The organism is Halococcus morrhuae DSM 1307 (assembly GCF_000336695.1).
In the GTDB taxonomy this organism is placed as follows: domain Archaea; phylum Halobacteriota; class Halobacteria; order Halobacteriales; family Halococcaceae; genus Halococcus; species Halococcus morrhuae.
The window spans coordinates 1-24,615 of the sequence record NZ_AOMC01000087.1; the positions used below are offsets into that span (position 1 = coordinate 1).

General features: G+C 54.4%; 19 protein-coding genes and 1 pseudogene. 14 read left to right on the plus strand and 6 right to left on the minus strand.

Features of this window, described 5'->3' with window-relative positions; genetic code table 11:
• Positions 1 to 660: 660 nt before the first annotated feature.
• The 7 genes and pseudogenes from C448_RS05815 to C448_RS05845 all read left to right on the plus strand — a co-directional run bounded on the left by C448_RS05815 (position 661) and on the right by C448_RS05845 (position 7,325).
• Complete coding sequence (locus C448_RS05815; RefSeq protein WP_004052674.1) at positions 661 to 888, plus strand: hypothetical protein; 228 nt, start codon at positions 661 to 663, stop codon at positions 886 to 888.
• Positions 889 to 1,246: 358 nt separating this feature from the next.
• The gene (locus tag C448_RS05820) at positions 1,247 to 1,633 is read left to right on the plus strand and encodes a DoxX family protein (RefSeq protein ID WP_004052675.1); all 387 of its coding nucleotides are present in this window, start codon (positions 1,247 to 1,249) and stop codon (positions 1,631 to 1,633) included.
• A 351-nt stretch (positions 1,634 to 1,984) separates the two neighbouring features.
• Entirely contained in the window at positions 1,985 to 2,830 is an 846-nt protein-coding gene (locus tag C448_RS05825; protein WP_004052676.1) for a DUF7260 family protein, read from the plus strand.
• A gap of 166 nt (positions 2,831 to 2,996) precedes the next feature.
• Positions 2,997 to 4,305 (plus strand): annotated as a pseudogene (locus C448_RS16980) (MFS transporter).
• Between the two features lie 203 nt (positions 4,306 to 4,508).
• On the plus strand, positions 4,509 to 5,069 hold the full coding sequence (locus C448_RS15450) for a TATA-box-binding protein (RefSeq protein ID WP_080503169.1): 561 nt from the start codon (positions 4,509 to 4,511) through the stop codon (positions 5,067 to 5,069).
• 330 nt (positions 5,070 to 5,399) lie between these two features.
• The gene (locus C448_RS05840) at positions 5,400 to 5,987 is read left to right on the plus strand and encodes a cupin domain-containing protein (RefSeq protein ID WP_049916100.1); all 588 of its coding nucleotides are present in this window, start codon (positions 5,400 to 5,402) and stop codon (positions 5,985 to 5,987) included.
• Between the two features lie 225 nt (positions 5,988 to 6,212).
• Positions 6,213 to 7,325 carry an NAD(P)/FAD-dependent oxidoreductase gene (locus tag C448_RS05845; RefSeq protein ID WP_049916101.1) on the plus strand — a complete coding sequence of 371 codons (1,113 nt, stop codon included), beginning with the start codon at positions 6,213 to 6,215 and terminating at the stop codon, positions 7,323 to 7,325.
• A 28-nt stretch (positions 7,326 to 7,353) separates the two neighbouring features.
• On the opposite strand, the gene C448_RS05850 is transcribed toward C448_RS05845, so the two are convergent.
• Positions 7,354 to 8,958, minus strand: a complete 1,605-nt coding sequence (locus C448_RS05850; protein ID WP_049916102.1) for a Na+/H+ antiporter NhaC family protein — start codon at positions 8,956 to 8,958, stop codon at positions 7,354 to 7,356.
• A gap of 331 nt (positions 8,959 to 9,289) precedes the next feature.
• Positions 9,290 to 9,547, minus strand: a complete 258-nt coding sequence (locus tag C448_RS15455; RefSeq protein ID WP_004052684.1) for a winged helix-turn-helix domain-containing protein — start codon at positions 9,545 to 9,547, stop codon at positions 9,290 to 9,292.
• A gap of 172 nt (positions 9,548 to 9,719) precedes the next feature.
• Between C448_RS15455 and C448_RS15460 the strand changes: the two genes are divergently transcribed.
• From C448_RS15460 to C448_RS05865, 4 genes are all read left to right on the plus strand, one after another.
• On the plus strand, positions 9,720 to 10,109 hold the full coding sequence (locus C448_RS15460) for a DUF7344 domain-containing protein (RefSeq protein ID WP_204365469.1): 390 nt from the start codon (positions 9,720 to 9,722) through the stop codon (positions 10,107 to 10,109).
• Positions 10,110 to 10,328: 219 nt separating this feature from the next.
• Positions 10,329 to 11,459 carry a CRISPR-associated protein Cas4 gene (locus tag C448_RS05855; RefSeq protein WP_152415528.1) on the plus strand — a complete coding sequence of 377 codons (1,131 nt, stop codon included), beginning with the start codon at positions 10,329 to 10,331 and terminating at the stop codon, positions 11,457 to 11,459.
• Positions 11,460 to 12,251, plus strand: coding sequence for a hypothetical protein (locus C448_RS05860; RefSeq protein ID WP_152415529.1), 792 nt, complete (start codon positions 11,460 to 11,462; stop codon positions 12,249 to 12,251).
• Complete coding sequence (locus C448_RS05865; RefSeq protein ID WP_239640535.1) at positions 12,248 to 13,189, plus strand: recombinase family protein; 942 nt, start codon at positions 12,248 to 12,250, stop codon at positions 13,187 to 13,189. Before C448_RS05860 ends, C448_RS05865 begins: the two co-directional genes overlap by 4 nt.
• Before the next feature lie 49 nt (positions 13,190 to 13,238).
• Here C448_RS05865 and C448_RS15875 read toward each other — a convergent pair whose 3' ends face one another.
• Entirely contained in the window at positions 13,239 to 13,829 is a 591-nt protein-coding gene (locus C448_RS15875) for a hypothetical protein (RefSeq protein WP_152415530.1), read from the minus strand.
• Positions 13,822 to 15,159 (minus strand): recombinase family protein, encoded by a 1,338-nt coding sequence (locus C448_RS15465; RefSeq protein WP_080503166.1) that lies wholly within the window; start codon positions 15,157 to 15,159, stop codon positions 13,822 to 13,824. The genes C448_RS15875 and C448_RS15465 overlap by 8 nt, the downstream gene beginning before the upstream one ends.
• A gap of 1,461 nt (positions 15,160 to 16,620) precedes the next feature.
• Here C448_RS15465 and C448_RS05875 point away from each other — a divergent pair.
• From C448_RS05875 to C448_RS05885, 3 genes are all read left to right on the plus strand, one after another.
• Positions 16,621 to 21,855, plus strand: a complete 5,235-nt coding sequence (locus C448_RS05875; RefSeq protein WP_004052689.1) for a hypothetical protein — start codon at positions 16,621 to 16,623, stop codon at positions 21,853 to 21,855.
• A 158-nt stretch (positions 21,856 to 22,013) separates the two neighbouring features.
• Positions 22,014 to 22,196, plus strand: a complete 183-nt coding sequence (locus C448_RS15880; protein WP_152415531.1) for a hypothetical protein — start codon at positions 22,014 to 22,016, stop codon at positions 22,194 to 22,196.
• A gap of 548 nt (positions 22,197 to 22,744) precedes the next feature.
• Positions 22,745 to 23,245 carry a DUF6141 family protein gene (locus C448_RS05885; RefSeq protein ID WP_455429051.1) on the plus strand — a complete coding sequence of 167 codons (501 nt, stop codon included), beginning with the start codon at positions 22,745 to 22,747 and terminating at the stop codon, positions 23,243 to 23,245.
• A gap of 179 nt (positions 23,246 to 23,424) precedes the next feature.
• On the opposite strand, the gene C448_RS15885 is transcribed toward C448_RS05885, so the two are convergent.
• Positions 23,425 to 23,820, minus strand: a complete 396-nt coding sequence (locus tag C448_RS15885) for a hypothetical protein (protein WP_152415532.1) — start codon at positions 23,818 to 23,820, stop codon at positions 23,425 to 23,427.
• Complete coding sequence (locus C448_RS05895; protein WP_049916103.1) at positions 23,813 to 24,586, minus strand: ParA family protein; 774 nt, start codon at positions 24,584 to 24,586, stop codon at positions 23,813 to 23,815. Before C448_RS05895 ends, C448_RS15885 begins: the two co-directional genes overlap by 8 nt.
• Positions 24,587 to 24,615: the final 29 nt, after the last annotated feature.

Genomic DNA, 24,615 nt, shown 5'->3' on the forward strand with positions numbered 1-24,615 from the left:
GTGAGATCGCGTTGATGTGTGCGGTGTACAACATTAAGGAGGCCGCAAAACAGGAAATTCCACTTCCGTCATGCGATTAAACACGGCCCGTTCATCGGGTTCTCGATAGCTGCGGGACGCGCCTGCTGACCCCATTCGTGGTTGTTTTCGCCGACTGAGCATCAGTCATGCATTGGACAGCGAGTCGCATCCGCTCTAATCGCGATTTTCATCGACGAGTACGGTCACTGTCCGTCGGTTTCGCTTGTAGAATCAGCTATCTTCCGAAGTTGTGAATGCTAGCGTTTCTTGTCGTTATACTCATACAGTCTGACAATCATTCACAATTAGTTCTATAGTGTTCAGTTCCTTAATTAGTAGAGTAATTCTTCAGCTACACACGCTCAGAAGGAGTTTTGGAGGAAGAATCACTGACATATGAGGGCTGAAAACGGCCGCCGTTCATCTCGACATCTCACTATTTGGGTAGGTAAGCATCAAGCGACACCTTTGCGGTGCAATCGAGACGGCCAGTAATGAGTTACGTCGTATCGAAATGCACGCTTGAACATTTAGAATGAATTATTTGTCTGATCATAGTGAGAGTAGAGAGATACATAGCCAAGGATATAAGTGGCAAATATTGCTATAGTGATAAGATTTAGCGTGGGTCAGTGTGTCATGATAGATGTGCCTATAGAGAGCAAAGTACACGTCGAAAAAAGGAAAAACATCCCAGACGACGCAGTTGTCTTCCATTACGATGAACTGGACGAGGGCTTCAAGGAACGATTCCCGAAACTGGCTGAGGACACCCCGGCTGAGGGATCTGTAGATCCCGAGAACGTGCTCTCAGATGGAGATTATGTAAAATTCACCGACTACTTCCAAGTTACTTGTCAGTGTTAATGTCATTGAAGAACGGTCGAATGAGTACTTGACGGAGAGAGCGCGACTGTCTCTGTCAGACTGTTCGCCGCATTTCGCTGGATGCTGCTGGCCTTGTGTGACGATTTGACGAGCATGCATAGCAAATATTACATAAAATCCAGCAAGAGCGCCCGCATCAAGCAGGACGGGGATGGAACGGATCAATCACGATTGAGACGATCAACATTGTGTTCTCTGGAAACTATCAACTGTCCCATGCTACCTTAAGACAAAGCCATATACCGACTCATCATCTATTGGTCAGTATGATGCCGACTACTGTACCCGGAGGAGCTGAGAGGAATCGACAGATGTTCCAGACAGAGGTGGGTGTCTGATGGGTGACTGGAAGAATCGTTTCTCGACGTCAGGTCTCGGACGGGCGCTGTTCGGGGGCGTGCTCGCGTTCATGGCGCTCGACAACTTCCGTGACTTGGAAGGGTCAATTGGGTACGCTAACTCGAAGGGTGTTCCAGAGGCCGAGACACTTGTGCCGTTTTCGAGTGGAATGTTGCTGTTCGGTGGGCTCGGTATCGCACTCGGTCGATTCAAGCAGCTCGCACCCGGAGCAGTTGTGACGTGGTTCATCGCCGTTACGCCACAGATGCACGACTTCTGGAACATGGAGGACGATCAACGCGAGGGCCAGCAGGTCCACTTCCTGAAGAACCTCATCATCCTCGGTGGAGCGTTCTCCTTCCTCGCCAACGAGAGCGAGGACTGACCCTCGCATCGCTCCAAGCCTCATTGCCACATCTCCGCTGTCATTGTGTGAACGCTCACGCCGTCGGGCTGCGGCGGCTCCGGTGCTCTTCTCCAGACCTCTCAGCGGTCTAATCAGACGACTATCACCGAGCGTCTGGGTTTGTCGGCTGAGTATCAACCGTTCGTGTCGTCAATTCACCCGGCCAGTACTGGTCACCTGAAAATTCCTATGCCCATACTCACTGCGAAAACCTTCGGCCAGCTGTTCTACACTGCGGCTAAGAGCGAGACTGACCGACAATATATACGGGTTTCGTTAGTGTTGTATTCGGCGAATAGAACTATAGTAACCCATGCCGTATTGTCAGTAATGACCACTCGTTTCGTCCCGACCACGACGCGGTCCGCAACAGAGGTCGTCGAGAGTGATCGTGAATGGACTACCGACGAGCGCGATGCGTTCGCGACATTCACCGATCGCATTGCCGATCTCGATGTGGCTGCAGTCGACCCGACGACCGACGAGTTCCAGCAGCCATCGACACAGCTGTTGGCCCAATCGCCTCACAACTCGAATGCAGCTACCTCGCTTGAGGAAGTCCATGACATCTACCGCGAGACGGTCATGGCTGTCGATCACTACGCCGACGTCTACGACGATACACTCGAGGAAAGCCTTGCTCAGGAGTTCGGACCGGAGGTCGCGACTACCATACTAACCAGCGACCAGCTCACACCACAACTCCGCGATCGGCTTGTTGCATGCAGCCAACAGGCGCGTAAGAGCCGCCACTCGCTGCTGCAAGGTCTCAAAAGCGAACATGGTGCTCTCAAAACTGCCGACGAGAAGCTGATGCGCTTGGGATCTGATCTCGACGGGATCGTGGGGACGTGCTCGTTCGAAAAGTGGACCGACAGGGAACTCGCTGATGCTGACGAACGCCTGTGCTCGCGCAAACACGAGTGCGAGCAGCTACTCACCGATCGACAAGCCACTCTCAGCGAACAGCGCGTTCCCAGTACACATCGTATCGATCACGAATTCAACGAGTACCTGTACGGATCACTCTCCGTGACCTATCCCGTAGTGTCGGACACGACCAGTCTCATCGGTACCCTTCGCACTGCCCACCAGAGTGTTGACCGTGCACTCACCGGTCGCGGACTCAGCTCCGACGAAGAATTAGCCACTGCTCCCCGCGGAAAGTGTGACTGAAAGCACGAACAGGTAGAGAAATCGTGGTTCTGCCACCGCCCCTCTGGGATTAGTTGCCCAGAGTGTAGCAATCTGGTAGCTACACCAATGCGTTCTGCAGTGAGCCAGTACGTTTTACCAGCCCACGAGGCTACCGCAAATAGTGAAGCGAGTCTGGGACTACCGAGTGACACTTGTCGCTCTCTGTACGCTGGCGTTTTTCGCGACGATGGTCGCTCGATTGGTGATCAGTCCGGTCGTTCCCGAAATCGTCGAGACGTTCGATTCGTCGACCGGTATCCTCGGGCTCGCTCTGACTGGCCTCTGGATGGCGTACGCTTTCGCACAGTTCCCGAGCGGTGTTCTCGCCGATCGATANCTGACTGGCCTCTGGATGGCGTACGCTTTCGCACAGTTCCCGAGCGGTGTTCTCGCCGATCGATACGGCGAGCGGATCATCATCCTTGTGGCGATTGGATTGACCACGGTCGCCAGCGCGCTGCTCGCGCTCTCGCCATCGATGCCGGTTTTCCTCATCTTCACGCTGATTTTGGGTGGGGTTGCAGGGTTGCACTACAGCGTTGCGACGACACTCTTGACCCGAGAACTGAACAACATCGGCACTGCGATCGGCCTTCACAACTCGGGTGCTCCGTTGGCGGGATTGCTCGCGCCGATTGCGGCGGCCGCTGTCAGTCAGTGGTTCGGCTGGCGAGCGGCGATCGCGCTCGGAGCCGTGGCTGCGTTGCCCATATTCGTTCTCTTTCGATGGAAAGTACGCCCGACGGAACCTGCACGGCCCGAGCAGCCGATGGGCGATCGATTCGCTCTCAAGCCGGTCGTGGAGCTACTCTCCCGGCGGAAGATCGCGTTCACCGCTGTGCTGGCGTTTCTGTTCGAATTTATTTGGCAGGCGACGGCATCCTTTCTCCCAACGTTTCTGATCGCGTATCACGGCTACTCTGTGACGTTCGCCAGCGCGCTGTTCTCGGCGTATTTCGTCATTCAGGGGCTCACACAGCCTGGCATCGGATCGCTGTCGGATCGGTACGGNGACGTTCGCCAGCGCGCTGTTCTCGGCGTATTTCGTCATTCAGGGGCTCACACAGCCTGGCATCGGATCGCTGTCGGATCGGTACGGTCGCGAAGAGACGGCGGGGTTCTGTGCGGTGCTCGGGATCAGCGGGTTTACGCTGCTCCTCGCTGGGTCACGATTGGCTGTTCTGCTCGTCGGAATCGTTCTCATCGGCGTCTCGATGGGGTGGGGCGCAGCACTCCTGCCACGGTTTATGGATAATCTCTCGGATGCAGAACGCGGCGCTGGATTCGGTCTCGTACGGACGACGTACATGATGATGAGCGCGACAGGAAGTGTCATCGTGGGCACGATTGCGGATACTGCAGGCTGGGGGATCGCGTTCGGCACCTTCGTCGTGTTTCTCTCAGTGATTTGCCTGTCGCTTGTCGGCAATCGGGTGCTTGGCCTCGGCTTCTGAAGCGAAAATCCAAACACGATGGTTGATGCCAGAGATCTATTGCCGTGTTTTGTACTAGCCGATCTCAACTTCAGCTTTGACAAACCGATTTCATTTTGGGCTCGGATTTCTACAAACTGGACGCACTTCGCCGTCCTGGAACCGTTTTTATGATCGCTCTCCATTGGACCGGGTGTGACCTATCTATGAGCGATCACGAGGAAATCAACGACCCGAAGGAGACGCTTGAAATCCAGAATGTGGTCGCTTCAACAGTCGTGAGCCAGGAACTCAATCTGGAATCGGTCGCAATGGATCTCGAAGGTGCGGATTTTGACCGTGATAAGTTCCCTGGAGTGGTTTATCGGGTACAAGATCCACACGCGGTAGCACTGATTTTTCGCTCGGGAAAGATCGTCTGTACAGGTGCAGGGTCTGTTCCAGCCGTTCACGAAGCACTTGAGATCGTCTTTGAGACACTCTCCGACCTTGGAATCGACGTGAGTGAAAATCCCAATACCGAGGTCCAGAACATCGTGACAAGTGGTGATCTCGGTGAAAGGCTGAATCTGAATGCGATTGCGATTGGTCTCGGTCTCGAAGATGTCGAATACGAACCCGAGCAGTTCCCCGGACTCGTCTATCGACTTGACGAACCTGACGTCGTCGCGTTGCTCTTTGGAACGGGTAAGACAGTAATAGTGGGTGGAAAGGTACCTGCAGACGCGGAAGCGGCGACAGAAGTAATTGTTTCCAAACTCACAGACCTCGGTCTCTTTCGCTAAGCAGCACACCTGTAACCAACATCCCACCGTTTCCGATGCTGGCCCCTCATGGCCACAATCTTCCAATGATCTAACACTAGGTAGATGGGTTACTCATGTTCGACTGGATTCAAAATCTATACCGGCAGTACAAATTTCGTAGGGAGCTATGCATAGCAAATTTAGCTAGCCGACATCAACTGAGTATGAACGAAGAGACAGTCCGGATCGTGAGATGCTCAAGACATGCGATGAATTCTGTGATTCATTTGGCTTAAGCCTATGATTTTGGACTGTTGTGTGCTGTTCTATCCATAACGCTTAGGTCAATTCGATGTAGGATAATAATACATGAATAAACGGGTCACATCTGACGTGAATCCAGTCGTACGAGAGGTGTACGAAAAACTGGGTGATCTCCTCGAACAGAGTGACGCTGCGTTTGTCGAAGAGGGTCCAGCAGTGCTGAAGAGGGGTATCAAGCGCGATGGTTTCTTTGAGGGCGTGACGACGGCACCCGCCTTGCCCAATGAATACACCCGCGAGAAGGTCATCGGTGATGAAGGACGTCACGTCATTCGATTTATGGAATGGCCGCCGGAGTACGCCCTCATGCCCCACGAGCATCACGGCCGTCCCTGCTTCGAGGTGTTGGTCGACGGCCACCTTGTCCTCAGCGATCTCAAGCGGACACGGATCGGCGACAATGAATACACTTTCGAGGTACTCGAGACGACGATTGCGGAATCTGGCGAATCAGCAGTCATCGACCCCCGAGAGAACGAGATCCACGCGGTCTACAGTCCCGTCCGAAGTCGCTCACTACACGTCTATCCGGATGACAACTACGAATCCTACGGATACGTCCTGAATGACGACAACCGTAAAGCCGACGTGTACAAGCGCAAGGAGTTCCAGCTCCGCGATCCCGAGGAGTAGACCACAACTTCGAATAGTGCAGCGTAGGTGATTACATGAAGACTCCTCTGGAGTTACGGGAGCATAACGTCAGCACGCTCGATGCAGCAGCTAGCTCGCAGGACGCGGTTCCGGGTCACAGGTTGAGTGCGCCGTTGGGTTACTCAGTATTCCCGATGTACATACCCTGTTTACGCTGCTCTGGATCCCGAAGGCTCACCTGTGATCACTGTGGCACTATATGTGATGGAATTTCCAACAGTCGCCGTTATTGGGGCCGGAGCAATCGGTGTGACCGCCACTACAGCACTCGCCAGACGAGGAGCAGAGGTGACGCTATACGAACGTGGATCACTCGCAGCCGGCAGTAGTGGACGAGCTGCAGGGGTTTGCTACGACGCATTTGCCAATCGTATCGACGCGAGAATCGGTACTCGATCGTTGGAACGGTTTCGAGACCTACCGGACGTGTTCACCGAGTGTCCCTACGTATGGCTAGCTCAATCTGGTGATGAAAAGCGGATAAGCGCGATCCGAAAGCAATCGGAACAGATGCGTGAGCTGGGGCTCGACGTAGCGCTTGTTGATTCTGATGATCTCCAAGACAGATTTCCGGGTCTAGTCACCGACGATATCGCTGTGGCGGCAATAGCAAAAGGTGCTGGCTACGCCGAAACCGAAAGCTATGTTGAAGCGATGGCGGAACGAGCCGCACAAAATGGCGCATCGATCCGAACTGAGACATTCGTCGAGATCTCCGCTGATCCACTACAGGTCATCTCAGGGGACGGAGAGCGGTCCTTCGATGTAGTACTGGTCGCGGGTGGAGCGCAGTCGAAGCGGCTACTCAATACCGCTGATGTATCGATCCCGTTGAAACCGTATCGGGTTCAGGCCCTCGTGACTGAGGAAACCCCGAGTACCGAGTCCGTCCCAATGTGTTTTGACGCCACAGAAAATTACTATTTCCGGCCGCATGCGGGCGGCCTTCTCGTTGGTGACGGGACTGAACGAGTCGAAAGCGATCCCGAACACTGGAAGCATGAAGCCGACGAGGGGTTTGTCCAACGAACACGTGAACAAATCGTTGAACGGGTTCGGCTAGACCAGATTGATGTTCGTGAGGCATGGGCGGGACTCTGTACTGCGACACCGGATGGGGAACCTTTACTTGGAGAACTTCGATCGGGACTGTTCATCGCGACGGGGTTCCATGGTCATGGATTCATGCGTTCCCCGGCACTCGGCGAGAAAATCGCCAACGAGATACTCGGTGGTGATGGTATCCAGCGATTCGACCCGACACGGTTCGATGGCGATGAGACGTTCGAGATCGTTGCCGGAATGGATATTGAGTAGACGAATACACGCTTTCGTCCGCTCTCAATCAATCATCGGAGGGAGTATCCGAATCTGACATCCGAACTGCAGCGGGTTTCGCGGCAAGGTCCTTACGCTGTGAATCCCACTCAGAGAGAACATATACCAATCCACCCAACAGGACGAGGCCAATTGGAAGCAAGACGAGTGGTGGAATGGCTGTGAGCCCGTACAGTCCGTAGATCACGGTTGCGACCACGAGTACGGTACCAGCGTAGTACGCTTGCGTTCGAACATGGTCAATGAGGTCCGAACCGGCGAATGTTGAGGAGAGAACGGTGGTATCGGAAATCGGGGAGATGTTGTCGCCAAAAATGGCCCCACTAAACATCGCACCGATCAGCAGAGCGATGAACTCTGTCGATCCTCCACCAAGGTTCCATGCCAGAGGGATCACGATTGGAGTCATAACCGACATCGTGCCCCACGAGGTTCCGATCGCCAGCGAAACGAATCCTGAAATCAGGAAGATGAGTACCGGAAGTAGCTGCGGGGAGACAGTTCCTTGGGCGTATGCCGTCACGTAGGCACCAGTGCCCAGTGCTGTCGCAACCGATCCGAGCGACCACGCCAACACGATAATACTGAGAGCGGTGAGCATGGTTCCGAACCCGTCGATAACCGTGTCCATCGCCTCACCGAGTTCCATCGCACCATGTGTGAGTGCCAATATCACAGCTGTTGCCACCATCGCAAACGAACCCCAGACGAGTGCCGTCGCGACGTTGGTGTTGTTGACCATCTCGACTATCGTTCGATCCGGGGCGTAGCCCATGAACACTGCTCCACCGACGACGACGCTCACGAGTGCCACGACCGGAAGTACAAACATCCGGACCGGCGCATCCTCGACCAACGGGTCGCCGAGGTCATCTTTAATACTTTGTAATGGTTGAGCATCATCACGGGTGACCTTGCCAGTTTGCTGAGCCCGATTCTCCGCAGTGAGCATCTCACCAAAGTCGCGCTGTGTAATGACGATGATCCCGACCATCGCTATCGCGAGCGGAGAGTAGATATTATACGGGATGCTCTGGAGGAAGGTTACGGCCGCGGATGGTGTATCCTGAGCGATGCCCAACTCGTTGTACTGCTGAGCGATAAGCCCGATTTCGAAGGCTACCCAACTCGATATTCCAAGAGTCGCAACTGGTGCAGCGGTTGAATCAAGAATATATGCTAGTTTCTCGCGGGACATCCGCATCTCGTCGGCGATGTCTTTCGTCGAACTCCCAACGATCGCATTGTTTGCGTAATCGTCGAAGCTCCAGATGAGTCCGAGTATCCACGCAGTGATCCCGACTTTCCGGTGGGTATCAACTCGGCGCGTCGCAAACCGTGCGATAGCAAGAGCACCGCCGAGCCGCCAGATGAGTGCGATCCCAGCCCCCAGAAGTAAGGTGAAGATAATGACCTTGGCGTTGAAGGTACTTTCACCGATTGAGCTCACGATCCAGCTAAACGTCTGTGCGATGCCGATACTGCCTGTATAGATTATGCCACCGGCCCAGATTCCGAGGAACAATGATACCATCGCTCGACGGGTAATGACAGCTAATACGATCGCTAGAAGTGGCGGTACTAGTGAGAGGGCCCCGAAGTCAGGTGGCATGAGCCTAACTAGCTTGGTACAATACAAAAATATGTGGTATAGATATCCCCTTCATGAACATCTGATAAGAATCTCAGTTCTAGATTGGAATTGAAATCCACTTGGAGAGGCAGTGATTGATGGAGATACTTTAATTCGCATTGCGACTTTCATCCCCCCTATCGCAGTCATCCCTAAATTCATTATCCTGCGATGATTCGCTCTCTCGGCAGCGGAACAGATGGTTTCAGTGACAAGTAGACCTAAAGAAGAACAATTCAGGCAACACCAACAGCGATTCACCAAGCCTGTTGCGTGCAAGAGATCGCTGCTCAACAGTACCACCTGAGAGTCAAGATATCTCCCTGTTTGATTTTGATGTCGATGTGTGTTCTGGATACCACCAAACAGCCCGTCGTCCTCCTACTTTCTTTGATTGGAGAATACCATCTTCTTCAAGATTCTTGAGCCGGTCGAGGGTACCTCGGCGACTAATCGAGATAAGATCCGATATTTCCGGAGCAGTTAGAACTGGATCGGTTGAATTGCGGAAGATTTCAAGTATTTCATCATCGGAAACAGTCGGCTTCCGACCGGGGCCGTCACTCATCACCTAAACCCGGGGAAGGCACGGCTGTTAGGTATTTATTCCCTCCAAGGAATATGCGTATAATAATTCCTCCCAAGGAACTAAAACGGTTGCAAGGTTAACCATAAATAATGATCACCGCCACCTGTCCAGGATTTGTCGAGTGCAGATACGCACGACGTTGGAGAATAAGATGAGCAATAAGACGGACGAGGAAAGTTTCCTTTCGCTCCTCTATCACGGTCTTCGAGCACGTCGACGACGAGAGGTGATTCATCTGATTCACGCTACTGATATTCTGCCACTCTCAGTCCGTTCCCTCGCTCGTGAAATCACTGCCACCGAACATGGATTATCACGAGCGCAGGCAACTGGTGAACCGTACCGGAACGTGTACAACGCTTTGTGCCAGTCTCATCTTCCAACACTAGCCGACGCCAGCATCGTCATCTATGACTCCAAGCGTCAGACTGTTGATGAAGGACCAAACCTCCTGCTTGCGGTCTTCCTTGTTAAGATCAGTCGTCCTGCTGTTGAGATGCTTCAAGGGGGCGAATCAGCCGACAGCGATAACCCATGGTAACTTAGCGCAATCGGCGATTGAGTAAGTACTACTCCCCGCTATGAAGCGGTGTGTCTCAGAATTCATTGGGCTACTTCAGCCGACAAAGAATCGAGCGCACCGCTCCTCGACAGTCGTGGGCGGGCTGTGGTCAAACTGATCGAGCGCATTCGATGCGCCGAATAGGGACAGCCGAGCCAATTGCTAGCTTCATCAAGAGCTTCGAGCGGTGGCATGGACATGGATAGCGACGTTGATACGGTCTCAAGTGACGCTGCAGTCGGAGATCAGATCGCTACACACGCTGAAACGCTGATCAACACGATCAATGCCACCAGCTTCGACGACTGGTATCGCGAACGCGAATTCGCACGAAACATCCGCGAAGGCCAACCGTACTTCAACGGTCCCGGGCGAATCCCGCCCCCTGAACGCCACAGTCCGAGTCAACTCAACCAGTGCCACCGGAAGATCTACTACCGCCAACTCAACGCCCCTGAAGAGCAAGCCGATCCACAGGGCATCTTCTGGACCGGCACGAAATTCGAAGAGGAGCTCGTTGTTCCCTACCTCGAATCGTTGGTTGGCCCTGATGAGTACGTTCGAAATTCAATGTGGATCGATATTACCTGTGAGACTGATGCTGGCGAGATACGTATCAAAGGTGCAACCGATCCTGTGATCGTCGACGACGAGAGTGAGCCCCTGTTGCTCACCGAGAGCAAGACTAAGGGTTCGGTCGAGCACCTCGCCGAGCCTGATACTCACCATCGAGCACAGGCACACGCCTACATGTACGGACTCACTCAGCAATACGATCATCGGGTCACTGACGCGATGCTCATCTATGGCAGTCGCAACAGTCTCGACCTCCGTGCGTTTCACATCCCATTCGATCCGTGGTTCTGGCGCGAAACCGTTCTCAGTTGGACTGGAGAACATACCCAGTATCGTCTCGACGAAACCCTCCCTCCTGATACACCTGCATTTGATTGGGAGTGCAACTTCTGCGATTTCAAACATCGCTGCGGACAGGCCGATGAAATTCACGCTGTGGACACCAATCCCGAAGGGTTCCTCCCGCTATTCGATGCCTATCCACGAGCGAAAATCGTCGACTATCTTGATGCCAACCCCGGGGCGAAGCTCACCCCAACTCTCGCTCAAAGATATCCATCGCTCGTCGAGAGCTATGGCGTCTACAAGTGGCACTGTGAGGTTTGTGGGACGGACTACTCAGTCAAAAACATCGAGTGGGATGGCGATATAGATGACCCACCACAGTGCGATTCCTGTGCCGATCAGCAGGTGTTCGCGTCACTCGCCGGACCCATTCCAGAAGCTCAGACAATAGGGGGAGGTGAAGACTAAATGGATAAAGAGCCGCCGTTCGATTCAGCCAATACACTCTCCGTTGACCCTCCATCTCAGTGTCCCGCCTGTGGGTCAGCAGCATTTGAAACGATTCCGTCGGTTGGACCGATCTGCGCGGAGTGTGGCGCGGTCACGACCACTGTATCCGAGGTCTCGTCACCAACACCGGATGATGAGCGCTCAGAGGAAGACGAATCATGGGCCGAACACTACACAGTCACCAATAGTACCGAGCAGCGCATGGCTGAGGCACTCGATGTCCTCGAAACCATCGCTAAGCGTCTCGATCTCGGACGCGAAGCCCGCGAGCAGACGGTCGAGGTGTACGTCGAGGCAGCGCTGTCGAACCTTCCGGACGGACGTTCAACCGAACTCACCGTCGCGGCTGCTATCGTACATGGGACGCGAGCAAGCGGTGAGCCACGGCCCAGCGGGTGTATCGCTGAATCGGCTGCTGTGGAGGCTGACTCGCTTCATCGCGTGTCGAACTTCCTTAGTCGAGAACTCGATCGACCTGTCGTATTCTGTCCACCGGAAGACTATCTCGAGTATCTCAGTGGCGAACTACAGCTCGATACGAGCACCGTAGCCGGAGCAGAACAGATGCTTGGTGCGATTGACGGTTCTGTACTAGCTGGGAAGGACCCGGTTGGATTCGCTGGCGCAGCACTCTATCTCGCTGCCGGGGGAGAGGTGACACAGCGCGAGATCGCTCGTATAACTGGAATCACGACGGAGACGCTCCGGGTCCGCGTGCGTGATTGCCGGACCGCTGAGGAAGTTTCGTGAACGAACGCTATCCAACTCCGCTGATGGGCGGGAGCGAAGCACCGCTTCTCTCGGAGACGATACGAGCGGCAATCTACGCTCGAACCTCATCGCCGAGCCAACGATTCGGCCACTCCATTAGTGAGCAAGTCCGTCAGTGCGTACAGCGGTGCCAGATGCAGGGTTGGGAGGTTCAGCACGTGTTTCGTGATGAGGCTAAGAGTGGCAAGGATACTGACCGACCGATGTTCCAGCAAATGCTCAACCGGGCGAAGCAGGGAGTATTCGATGTCTTGCTGTTCTGGAAGCTCGACCGCTTCTCACGGAGTATTCATCATGCCGTTCGATTGGAAAAGCAGTTCCGTGAATGGGGAGTCGCGCTCCATAGCGTTACTGAACAGCTCGATACGACAACCCCAGCAGGACAGTTCAATTTCCGGAATATCGCCAATGCCGCTGAATTCGAGCGTGAGATGATAAGCCAGCGAACGAAGATGGGTCATGCCGCACGGGCCACCGAAGGCAAGTGGCCGAACGGAATACCACCACTCGGGTACGAGATTAGTTCTGGTGGGCGATTAAGCATCGATGCGGAAGAGGCAGAGTTAGTGAGAGAAATTTTTCAGAAATATATCAAGCTTCGATCAATGCCTGGCGTGGTAGACTATTTATTAAGCAAGGAGAATAGTAATTCATTGATACGAAACTGGACACCAAATACAGTCAGCATATTACTCAGAAACAACCTGTATACAGGGAGATACTCTGTTGGGGAAGTTGAAAAGCAAGTGCCGGAGTATCGGATCGTGTCAGATTCAATATTCAAGAAGGCAACGAGGATCAGAACAAGATTCACAAAGGGGTCTAGCAAGCAGGGCACAATGAATAGAGAAAGAAAACAACGCCATATAAAGCGATTGACAAATCAATACAAAGAATGGCTAAACTCAACGGAGTAAAATATCAATTATACGCCAGGACTACTGCAATACACATGAATTGATCGCCTTAGAACGGAGAGTATTTCGCCATCTTTGGATAGATACACCTATAGTGATATTCTTGACCATTCTCATATTGTGTCGGGTATAAAGCAAAGAAATCTTGCTTCGCCCACGCTTTAAACACCAACCTATTGTCATTAGAATACGACTCTGGGTTGAGTTTGAGGTTCCCCACAGTTCTATAGCTCGCATCAACAATATGAGAGGGCAAACGTAGCCTGCTTCCATGATCGGGGTCCCAATATACCTTCCGAGGTTGATGAGCCGTTTCCAAGTCAGCGTACGAGATCGGCACTACAATTAGCAAGGGTGAATCCCGGCCATGATCTGCTATATCCAAAAACAGGTCGTAAAATAGCTTGCTAGCAAACCCCATTTCTTTGAGGAGAGAGCGAAGGTTCTTCACAAACTCGAATCGACATCTATCCCCATCCTGCTCCATGGTTAGGGGCAAATCTACATCAAGCGTTTCACGTTCTTTCACTGTACGATTCTCCCAATCAATACCCGTCAATTCTGTTTGATTAGTGTCTCCAGAGTTAGCGTAGTCTTGCCAACTCACGCCGGAAATATTGGTCTGTTTACCTTCATTCATCGAAGAACTCACCGAGCTCATCGTAGTAATTGCTGAGAAAATCTATTATTTCCTTTATATCGCGAACTTTCGGGTATCTGCATTTCGCTCCGCAACTCGGACAGACATACTGCTGGACTTTCTCCCCATTGAGCTCGCGTACCCCGTCATGGTTCATAACGGAGTCGCAACGCGGTTTTCGGCAGTGGATCTTGGCCTCGGCAGTCGCACGCTCAACGCTTGGAAATCCACAAACCTCTGCCACTTTGGTCACGTCCGCAGACTCTGATTTGCCACCTGAATATCGCTCCGAAACCGCATCTCGCTTATCCAAATATTCACGAAATTTTTCATCGGAGATGATACGAAGATCTTCATCAATGACAGTAAGTGGCTCTTCAAGTCTGAGACGGACTTTTTCTGACGTCACACCATATGTCGGTTTTCCAATATAGACGGGCCGTGGCATAATACGTCTTAGATCTTTCGATTTTACATCATGTTTTCTCAAGCCGGGTACATTTTCCACAGTCTTTGCATAGGCTCCTTCAACTGGGACAGATAGAAACACGTCAAACGCCTGTTGTAGTGCTTCAACCTCATTCTCTTTTTTCTTTAGCCAGCCGTTCGGACCTATCCGATATCCGAAAGGGGCTTTAGAGGTCTTTGAAGCCCAGTTTTGGCTCGCAAAACCTTTTCGTCTACCATCATCCTTCTCTTGAGCCCCTTTTTCGATCACTCTATCGGCGCTCATTAAACCGTACGCGCAAAGCATCATATGCATAGGTTTGTTGATATCTATAATACCGTGCTGAGTAGTAACCAACACTACACCGTTCCTACGAAGGTGGGACACAAATTCGAAGGATTGTTGCGCATCTCTCCCAAGACGGTCAAGCCGGTCCAGAAACACATACGCTATCTTCCCGTCTTCCGCCAGGTCTTTTACGCGCTGAATTTGAGGGCGATCAAAATTTTGTCCAGATTCTCCACCATCTATAGCTGGTGGATTAATCAGTTCTACATCAATTTCAGACGCACTTTCTTCAGAGCGTCTTTTTTGATTAGAGAGGCTATTGAAATTTTCTTTTTGAACCGTGCTACTTACTCGTGTGTAGATGATCCCCCGTTCAGTATCATCCATGTCATCCGGCTTTTCTTGATATCCTATTACGCGATCCACAAGAGGATGCTCTTGACCTATCTCGTTCTCCCTCTGCGAGGTCGGTTCGTTGTCACTGCTCTCGCTGTTGGATGTCGATGAAAAGGCTCCTAAATCTGATTGAGCGACGAGAGACAATGATAAACACAATGTCATTACAAACTGTAGATCTGCAAAAGGGATATGCATTATTTGAGGCCCTCCGCAGTGGTTGCGCAGTCTACGTGGGACAATCCATCCGCCCCCAAAACACCTTCAGCAGTGGGCGTGGGACAGTCACCCTGACTGCGCCGATCTTTGTTCGATATCTGCCGTCCGGTAGTTTTCGGAATATATGGTGCTAGTATATATTTGCTCTGTGCAGGCGGAATCCCACTATGTGGGATATCATTAGCTACAGCAGATGATATCCCACGCCGCTCATTGTTTCTGCGCAGGTTGCATCTTGTTGCGTGGCGCATCATCTTTTATTCGGCCCCAAAACTCATTTCCTTTCTGCATTTATAAAAATAGCTACACTACTAAAGACGAAATCGGAGAATATTGGCCCTTTGAGACTTCTGGAAGCGGTTTAGAGTTTCAAAATATCGGAAACAGCCATATAAATCCGGAATATATAACAGAACGCACACCGTAGTTTGAATTCAATGGCACAGCAACCACAGATATGACACATTTTCAATTCGCCATATTTCAAATAGCATAATACATATATCCAACTACCAAATAACCGCGATTTTATAGATGGGGCAACGAATGTTCCATCAGTTGGATAATCCCACTTGGAAGCTGCGTCGAACACCAAAGGCTACGATTCAACCCGTCGAGCCAATCCGGTTGAAGTCACTGACCAGGGGTTTACTCACTACCCACAATGATGTCGTCAAGGCTGACGAGAAATGGATCTACCACATGTGTATAAACAGCCACAAATGGTTCATAATGTGTCACCCTGAAATACCCGGCTAGATTATCTGATATATCTAGAATCGGCAGTCCGACTTCGTAAATGTATACATAACAATGAGAAATAAAAACCATTCTATTCAAGTGTATGGTTATATCGAATGCCGAAATCTTGGCCAACCCATCAAAATCGTGGACAATTGATGGGGTTCAGTGGGTTTCGACGAGCCCTAGTGTTGTCACCGCCGGCCACCGATCCGGTTGGTGCGTGTCAAACACCGCACCATGAGTCTGACAAAGCAGTTATAAGGCGGGGCATGGATGATGTACGCAAAGCTAAGGAACACAAATAAAGTGCCCACGGGATCGGGGAGTGCCAATCCCCAACCCGGTGGAGTTCAAGCGACACCGGGGCCACCCAACCTCAACCAGTTGTGGTGGTTTCTCTACGGCCCATAGTAATAAACGCTTGCCTCTGGAGAGCACCTGCTCTATCCTAGGCGCAGGAAAGAGTGGTTCGTAACTGAGGAAAAGCGCTGTCATCGGGTATGACGAGGTGGCTCGCTCGTCAGCACTGCAATGCGAGCCCAAGCCCCCCATGTCACCAGACACATCTCTCCCCAGTGCTGATCGCATCGACCCCCGAAACGATACCGCCACCTCCGGGCCCTCCAGGCAGCTCTCGCTACAAGCGAGTCACCACGACCACCAACTGTTCGTCCTATACCCGATGGAGGCACGCTGATGAGCGACGCCGAGCACCCTCCTCAGTGTCACACTCTCGGCTGCGAGAACAAAGCCGTCGAGGCTGGCTACTGTACCGAATGTGCCGAGATTTCTCCCGGCGTTCTCGACCACCAGCCCGATGAAAGCGAGGCCTCTTCTGATCGATCTCAGAATGACGACGATCCAGATCCCGATACCACCAGCAGAAACGATCCTATCGAAGAGACATCAACCGAGCACGAAACCAGCGATCGAGAGCCGCCACACAAGTCAGTAGACGCACATGGGGCCTTCGCCAGTGCAATTGCCTGGTTCCACAGCCAGATCGACAAATCGGTCGCTGATCACGACGACAAAGATGGTGACCATCCTGACCGACCCACGACCGCCCGTGAATACTTCCACGAGCGTGGCTGGACCGACGACACCATCGCTAATGCCTGCCTCGGCTGGGCCCCACCGAGCCGTACGGGTCTCCTTGACCACCTCATGCGCGAGGGCTACGACCGGGATGCCATTCTCGGCACTGGCCTGTTCACCGAGGACCTCCGTCCGCTTTGGCGGGGCCGCTACGTCCTCCCGTACTTCGACGCCGACGGCCAGCCAGTCTATGCGATCTCTCGATCGACCGGCAGCGAAGGCGGCGGGGCGGGCGGCTACGATGGTCACCCCGCTGACGGTCTGAGCGGGAAATACGCCAAACCCGCCCACACCAAAGAATACGCCCACATCAGCGAACCCATCTACGGTCTCGGCTCCGTCGAAGACGGTCAGCCAGTGCTCGTCACCGAGGGTATCGCCGACGCCATCACTGCTCATCAAGCAGGCTATGCGTGTATCTCGCCAGTCACGACTCGGTTCAAGCACGACGATCGCGAGGGACTGCGCGAAGTCCTCGACGATCACGACGTCCCGCGTGCGTACGTTGTCCAAGACGCCGAGCGGCCCAGCAGCGATCTCGATGAAGACGGCCGACTCACGCTCACCCAAGCCGGTGAGGGTCTCCGCGGCGCGCTCGATACCGCCGCATATCTCGCTGAGAATGATATCGACGCTCGTCCCGCCGAGCTTCCCCGTCCCGGTCTCGACAAAGTCGACCTCGACGACTATCTCCGAGAATGGACCGACGACGGCTCACTCGCCCCGGTCCTCGCAAGCGCGAAACCTGCCCGAGAGCATCCTGCCTACGATCCACAGGATGCTGCCATCGACGCTGCTACCCGCGATCAGCCGGATCCACTCGACGGTGAGCGATCCGATTCCAGTTACTCTGCATTGTTCGACCTCGATATTCGCGATGCGAGTGGTCTCGATGCCGATTACCGGGGTCCGAGTCCACTTGGCCACCATGGCGAGAGTGAGACCTACTTCGTCGTTATCGACGAGCGCGATGTCGCTTACGACCACAAGTACAAAGCCGCCTACAACGCGCTCACGTACCTCCTCGCCGACGCCGGCGAGCGCCCACCCGACAGCCCCAATGGGCGTCTCGGCGACGCCGAGGTCTTCGCTGCGTGGCGACATGCCAAACGAGAGAGCATCCTCCCCGACGATGATCCGATCCCTCGGCGTGCACTCCGCCACGTCGCCGTCGATCACGGCCACTGCGAATCCAGCGATATCCAAGACGGCTGGAAACTCCCCCGCGACGCCCATGATGATGCGTTGGAGACACTCGAAGAGGAGTACGGCCTCAATCCCGGTCGTGAACCGATCGGCACCGGCTGGAGCCAATCTGCCGACGAAGTCGATCCCACCACTCTCGACGTCGTGCTCGATCCCGAACTCGCATGGCAGGCCGCCCAACTCGTCAGCCCCGAGGACCTCCCAGACGTAGGCGCACTCGATCTCGAACCTACGGCTGATAGAGAGGCCTGGCAATGCCCACAGTGCGCCAATAGCGTCGACATCGTCCGGGCAGTCGCTATCCACCGCAGCAGCGTGAATTGCTGTGAGGAACCGCTCGGCGACGACGAGTACGACGCTGCTTACCGCCGCGCTCGCGAGGAATTCGGCGCGCCCCTCCCTGAGTACGTCAGTGCCGCGACCGCGACCGACAACTGGGCGCTCATCCAGGGTGCGCTCTCTCAGCTCACGCACTGGCATCTCTCCGAGATTGACTCAACTATCACTGGCCTCGGCGACGACGAAGACGTTATCGCCGTGATCGACCCCACCTGGGAAAATTCTGCTTCTGGAGAACGGATCGTCGCGTTCCGCTCGGGCGGATTCTACTGCCGCGAACACGACTCTACCATCGATCCACTTCGACTGGTCGCACTCGAAGCCAACCTCATCGATACCTGTGATGATCCCCTCGCCGGCGAAGCGTTCAAGCAGGCTTACCACATCGCTCGCGAGGAGTACGGTGCCCCGCTTCCCGAGTGGTCGGTCGGCAATCCCGACCACGTGCCCGTCCTGCCGCCCGCGACGGACCTCCTCGGTGAGTTCACCACCGACAGAGATCGACTTGACGACGCTCGCGAAGACGTCGAGAGCCTCTATCGAGAGCTCGCCAGCGACAGTCGACAGGCGCACCTCCTGACCGCGCTTCCCGCGCTCGGTAAGACCACCTCCGTGGTCAAAAACGCCGACGAGTACCCCGCGCTCTATCTCGCCCCTCGGAAGGAACTCATGGCTGAAGTGGCCGAAAAGGCGCGCACGCGCGGGATGACCCATATGCACCTCCCCGTCTTCAGCGAGGCGCGGCCAAACGAGCCTGCTCTCTATGAGGCTGCTAGCCTGATCCGCGAGGAGAGCACTGATCTGCTCCGGGAGTTCGAAGACCTCGCCGAGCGCATCGACGAACCGATCGTCGAGAGCGACGATGGTGAAGAGGCTACCATCGGGATGAACGTCTCCGTCGAGGACACCAGTGAGGAGATCCACCTCGAACGCGGCAGCTGTCCCGTTGCGAACGGCCAGTACGGTGAAGCGTGGATGCTCGCGGTCCACATCGCCCGTCACCTCGGCCACGCTCCCAAGGACATCCACACCCACGACGAGGCACTGTTCGGTAAACCACTGCCCTGTCATTCCGACGGCGGCACGTGCGCGTACGCCGACGCCTGGGAGGCCGCAAACGATCCCGAGAACCCCAAGGATATCCTGATCGGCCACTATGGCCACGGCTACGTCGACGGTCCTCGTACCTACTACTCCGAAGTCGGCGAGAACTCGCAGGTCCTCGATCGCACTATCGCCATCGACGAGTTCCCCGGTGACGTCTACGACGAACGCTTCGGCGAGATCTATCTCGACCACGCTACGTGGCTCGCTCGTGCACTCCGTAGCGATGTCGAGGACCGTCAGACGCTCTTCGAAGAGGACCTCTGGAGCGATGAGTGGGTCCGGGCGTGGCTCCGCGGCAACGCTACCAGTGGGATCGACGCCGTCGCCGACGTCGATCATCAGCTCGATCTCATGCAGCGAGTGCTTGATGCTCTCGCCGTCGTCGACGACATCCTTGAAGCAAACCCATCCCTCGGCACGGACGGCTCCGGAGGCGATGGAACAGGCCTTGGCCACGCTCTCAGGCTAATTCAGAACCTCGGCCCTGAGTGGGATGCAGAATCGATTGAAGCTGCCTGTGCGAGGCTTCGTTCCGCTCTCGACAGCGCTGGGGACGTCAGTCGACAGACGATCGAACGAATCGAGGATACCGTACTCCCGCCACTCGCTACCACCGCTGTCGAACTCGATAATGAGAGCTCACTCGGTGCCGGGTGTGTCGACACTCTCGATCACTTCGGTGGTGACCTCACAGCGATGGTTGAGGATGCCGTGACCGCCTTCCGCGAGCACCGCGACGGCGCTGGAGGGCTGGTGGAGGCCGCCCAGCGCGCGCTCAATGGTGGTGAAGAGGGCTGTCGGGAACTCGCCCTCCACGCCCACGATGGCTACGCTCACCCGCTTGCATACCTCCTGCTCCACGGCGTGATCGCACCCGAGGACGACGAGGACACTGGAGCGACGACCATCCCGACCGATACGTTCTCGTTCGATCACGAAGAGGGCACTAATCTCAAGCGGACGAGTCTCGGCCGCGAGACGATCATCGTCGATCGCAATCACCACGGCGCTGTCGTTCACCATCCACCCGCTTTCGCTGAGGCTGACGCACAGAATCCCGTGGTGGGTCTCGATGCGACCGGACGCGAGCGCCTCTGGTCGCTCGCTACCGGTGCCAACGTTCACGCACGCGATATCCACGAGACTGCTCGCGAGCGTCGTGCGTTCCTCCGGGATGTGCTGAACCTCCAGGTGGTCCAGACCAGCCCACACGTTCAGACCTACTCCGGGCCCCCACAGAGCAAGAACTTCGACGGCGACGTCGCGCTCGTCGAATCCGTCAGCGAAGAATACGCCGCCACGCAGTTACGCCAGGACACGCTTACTGCGACGACCAAACCCGGCGTCATCACGACGAAGAAAGCTCGCGGCGAGATCGAAGAGCGCATCCAAGATGACGTCGCCGCGATCGACCACTACGGGAACGTCACCGGCTCGAACGCACTCGGCGAATTGAATCTCGGGGTCGTCTTGGGCTGTCGGCACTTCGGCGACGCCGTCGTCGAGAAGTGGGCCGCTCTCGCTGGTGAAACCGCCCATCGCTCGGGCAAGGGTGCCGATCTCGACTACGACAGCGAGACCGCCAATACGTTCCTCAAGCACATGCGCAGGGATCAGACTCTCCAGGCGATCCTCCGATTTGGCCGGGACAAGGAGGGTGCGGTGGTGTTCGCGCACACGGCAGCGCTAGCCGAAAGCCTGCCCGTAGTGGGCGAGGGTGCGGTTGTCCGCGCGTTCTCAGAAGCCACCAAAGCCGTGACGAATGCTGCACAACGCTATCGTGGGCGGGAGTTTGCCGTCAGCGATGTCGCTGATGCTGTCGACTGCTCGCGACGAACGGTTCAACGGGTATTGAACGAACAGACCGAACTAGGCTACCTCGAGAAACGGGAGACGAAAACTGGCCTCGCCAACAGCTTCCAGAACCTCGAACAACCCAGTGACGGTGAGGTCGAGTTGCCAGAGCTCGATGAACCGTTTGACTCGGGGAAAGACGGACCACCAGGGGGTTCCACCCGTGGACAAGCATCTGCTGACCCCGACGATTCCTCCCTAGGAGTATCTAGTACGGGATTTGTCTGGGTGGTTGGGGTCAGTGAAGGGGGTGAAGGCCGCTGTCGGAGCAGCCGGGCAACACTCCCAGCTCCCGAGGGGACTGACCCGGCCGGTTTGCCGGGATAGTTCGGGTCGGTCCCGGCAATCCTGGAGGTTAGCGTGTGGTGACTGCAAGCGGTCGGAGAGCCAGTGGTCTGTTCAGTGAGATGGCGATCGTCGATTCGGCTGCCGGGATTCTTGAGATCGGGTGATGGTTTACTTGCGTGTGTACCTGAGATCTTCGCATGAACGTGCCTGACCCGCCAGCACCGGTGGTAATAGAGATGAACGACGGCGACACCCTCCGTGGCACGCTGGTCGAAGAACGGATAGATGGATGGCTCCTTGACGAAGAGAGTGGTCGCCTGATTCTGGTGTACCCACAGGATGTCGAACAGATTGAGCGTCACAGTGATTCAACGAACTGACTGCGATAATTGAGCCGGATATAGCCGGGTGTCACCAGTCCTTCGTTAGTAGTGCCTACCGTTGCAACTATCAGTTGGTGTGTCAATTTTTGAATCAGCGATGCCGATCATCCCAGAGGAGTGGAACGAATTAGATTCAACCGCAGGTCTGCTCTACGAGCTTGGCTGGCTTTTGCTGATGTTTATCGTCCTCGGTAGTTTCCTAATATTTCAACCACCCTTTTTCGATGTCAAAATCACGCCAGTCCGTCTCAACGGATCGATTCTCCTGGGTGTGGTGCTGGGTGTTTCACTCGTCGTCTCGACTATGAGCGAGCGCGCCCGGCGATTTTGGGAGATTCATGAATATCGGTTCGGGGGTCTCTTGGTGTTCTCGTTGCTGTTTCAGGCAGTGTTACGTCTCGTACCAACGTGGACGCTTCTCACTGGAATCACTGTCTCAATCGTTGCTATCCCGGGTCGAATCGCGATCTATCTCCAAGCACGGACAGAGTAGATAACTATCTCTGCTCTCTACGGAGGATATGGGCACAGAGGCCTTCGAAGAGATGCAGCGGTTTGGGCAGCCATGGATCTGGCTGCTCATCGGAGCCATCGGAACCGTCTCGGTGATAGCGAGCGCGGGAGCGGGGCTGGTGGTTGTTGTCGCCATTGCTGTTCTCTTTTGGCTCGTTCGGCTGACGACGGAAGTGCGTGAGGATGGTGTGTACGTTCGCTTTGCACCGTNGGTTGTTGTCGCCATTGCTGTTCTCTTTTGGCTCGTTCGGCTGACGACGGAAGTGCGTGAGGATGGTGTGTACGTTCGCTTTGCACCGTTCCATCGTTCGTTCCGACAGATCCGCTTCGACGAGATTGAGAGTTGTGAGGTCACAGAGTTCGGTCTCTTGACCTACGGAGGGATCGGCATTCGCTGGACACCATCGACGATCGCCTATATGACGGCCCGAGGCGAGGGTGTCGAACTTCAGCGAGACGGTGAAAAGTCGGTAGTGATTGGTTCACAGCGTGCTGACGAACTGGCTGCAGCAATCATGGATAGATATAGCTGATAGACATCCGTCGTTTTGGCAGAGTCGGAGCTTAAACGTCTATCATCCCTAAGCTGATTATGCTATCTTAACTGTCTAAGATATCTATGACAGGCTGAAATTCGTCAATCCATCTATAACGAGTGTGAACGGAGGAATTTGCCGATTTCAGAAATTCGGTTGATGTCTTCTTAGCGGTATTAGATGTCTAAGATGTCTTTGACGTCTTTTCCCTCTAAGCTGGCTTTGATGACTGCCGGATAATAATCTCGGTTTTTCTCGAGTGGTTGATCGTGCTCACGCTTGTAGCGGGCATTGAGTTCATCGAAGCGGATATCCAGCTCAGTGTGTAAATCTTCAGGAAGGTACATCAATACGCTTGGCCGGTCCTTGACTGGTGTTTTGGATTCGTCTGGTTGGTCATCGACGATTGGATTGTCGCCCGTTGGTAGTGATTCGTCGTTTTCGCTCCCATCTGATGCAGTAGCCGTCCCTTCTTCAGATTCATCATTTCCGTCATTATCCTCATTCGCATCGCGATCCCGGTCGAATCGTTGTTTCAGTCTATCGGAGCGTTCCTGACGATCTTCACTCATCTTTGATCTCCTCCAAATGTTTGGCAATTTCGAGAAAGACAGATTCCATGTCGCTTTCCTCTTCATGGCGGAAAATGGAAACGCCGGCCGACCACGCACGCTTGAGAGCAACACGTTTTCGAACCTCCCATACTGGAATGCGCGCGCCGAACGTGTCTTCGAACCAGCCCATCATCTCTTTGGCTTCTCCGTCCGCCTCAACTCGATTGGCGACAAGTCCAATGTCGCGGATAGTGGTTTCGTAGCCATTTTCGAGCGAATCGATTTGGTCATAGAGGATTTCCAGCGCTCTGATTGATGTTCCTTCGGCCAGCGCAGGAATCAGAACGTTTGGACAAGCTAAGAGCGCGTTGTCCGTTACGTGGCCCAGACTTGGTGGACAGTCAGTGATGATGAACTCGTATTCGTGGTTCAGCTCGTCAAGTGCCATTGAAAAACGCTCGCGGCTCCGGATTGCTCCCGTAAGATCGGTCTCCAATCCGAACATGTCAATATTACTCGGGAGCACATCGAACTCTTCGTGTTCAACGATGAGATCAGTGATTTGCTTCTGTTCATCAAGATCAGTCAGGATAGTCCCAAGATGAGGCGGTTCTCGCTCATATTCCTCAGCAAGACCCAACCCTTCGGTACCGTGACCCTGCGCATCAAGATCAACAAACAACACGTCGCGTCCTCGTTGAGCAAGTGCGCCCGCGGTGTTGATGGCTACAGTGGTCTTCCCGACACCACCTTTCTGATTTGAGACGGCAATCTTTGATGGCATAACGATCTAATCTGTCTATGCGGTCTTAG

What these genes read in the sequence shown, in the direction of transcription:
- C448_RS05825 (WP_004052676.1), top strand. Translation starts at nt 1,985, where the DNA reads ATGACCACTCGTTTCGTCCCGACCACGACGCGGTCCGCAACAGAGGTC.
- C448_RS05850 (WP_049916102.1), bottom strand. Translation starts at nt 8,958, where the DNA reads ATGCCACCTGACTTCGGGGCCCTCTCACTAGTACCGCCACTTCTAGCG.
- C448_RS15880 (WP_152415531.1), top strand. Translation starts at nt 22,014, where the DNA reads ATGAACGTGCCTGACCCGCCAGCACCGGTGGTAATAGAGATGAACGAC.
- C448_RS05840 (WP_049916100.1), top strand. Translation starts at nt 5,400, where the DNA reads ATGAATAAACGGGTCACATCTGACGTGAATCCAGTCGTACGAGAGGTG.
- C448_RS05855 (WP_152415528.1), top strand. Translation starts at nt 10,329, where the DNA reads ATGGATAGCGACGTTGATACGGTCTCAAGTGACGCTGCAGTCGGAGAT.
- C448_RS05875 (WP_004052689.1), top strand. Translation starts at nt 16,621, where the DNA reads ATGAGCGACGCCGAGCACCCTCCTCAGTGTCACACTCTCGGCTGCGAG.
- C448_RS05860 (WP_152415529.1), top strand. Translation starts at nt 11,460, where the DNA reads ATGGATAAAGAGCCGCCGTTCGATTCAGCCAATACACTCTCCGTTGAC.
- C448_RS05820 (WP_004052675.1), top strand. Translation starts at nt 1,247, where the DNA reads ATGGGTGACTGGAAGAATCGTTTCTCGACGTCAGGTCTCGGACGGGCG.
- C448_RS15460 (WP_204365469.1), top strand. Translation starts at nt 9,720, where the DNA reads ATGAGCAATAAGACGGACGAGGAAAGTTTCCTTTCGCTCCTCTATCAC.
- C448_RS05895 (WP_049916103.1), bottom strand. Translation starts at nt 24,586, where the DNA reads ATGCCATCAAAGATTGCCGTCTCAAATCAGAAAGGTGGTGTCGGGAAG.
- C448_RS15465 (WP_080503166.1), bottom strand. Translation starts at nt 15,159, where the DNA reads ATGCATATCCCTTTTGCAGATCTACAGTTTGTAATGACATTGTGTTTA.
- C448_RS15875 (WP_152415530.1), bottom strand. Translation starts at nt 13,829, where the DNA reads ATGAATGAAGGTAAACAGACCAATATTTCCGGCGTGAGTTGGCAAGAC.
- C448_RS05845 (WP_049916101.1), top strand. Translation starts at nt 6,213, where the DNA reads ATGGAATTTCCAACAGTCGCCGTTATTGGGGCCGGAGCAATCGGTGTG.
- C448_RS05815 (WP_004052674.1), top strand. Translation starts at nt 661, where the DNA reads ATGATAGATGTGCCTATAGAGAGCAAAGTACACGTCGAAAAAAGGAAA.
- C448_RS15455 (WP_004052684.1), bottom strand. Translation starts at nt 9,547, where the DNA reads ATGAGTGACGGCCCCGGTCGGAAGCCGACTGTTTCCGATGATGAAATA.
- C448_RS15885 (WP_152415532.1), bottom strand. Translation starts at nt 23,820, where the DNA reads ATGAGTGAAGATCGTCAGGAACGCTCCGATAGACTGAAACAACGATTC.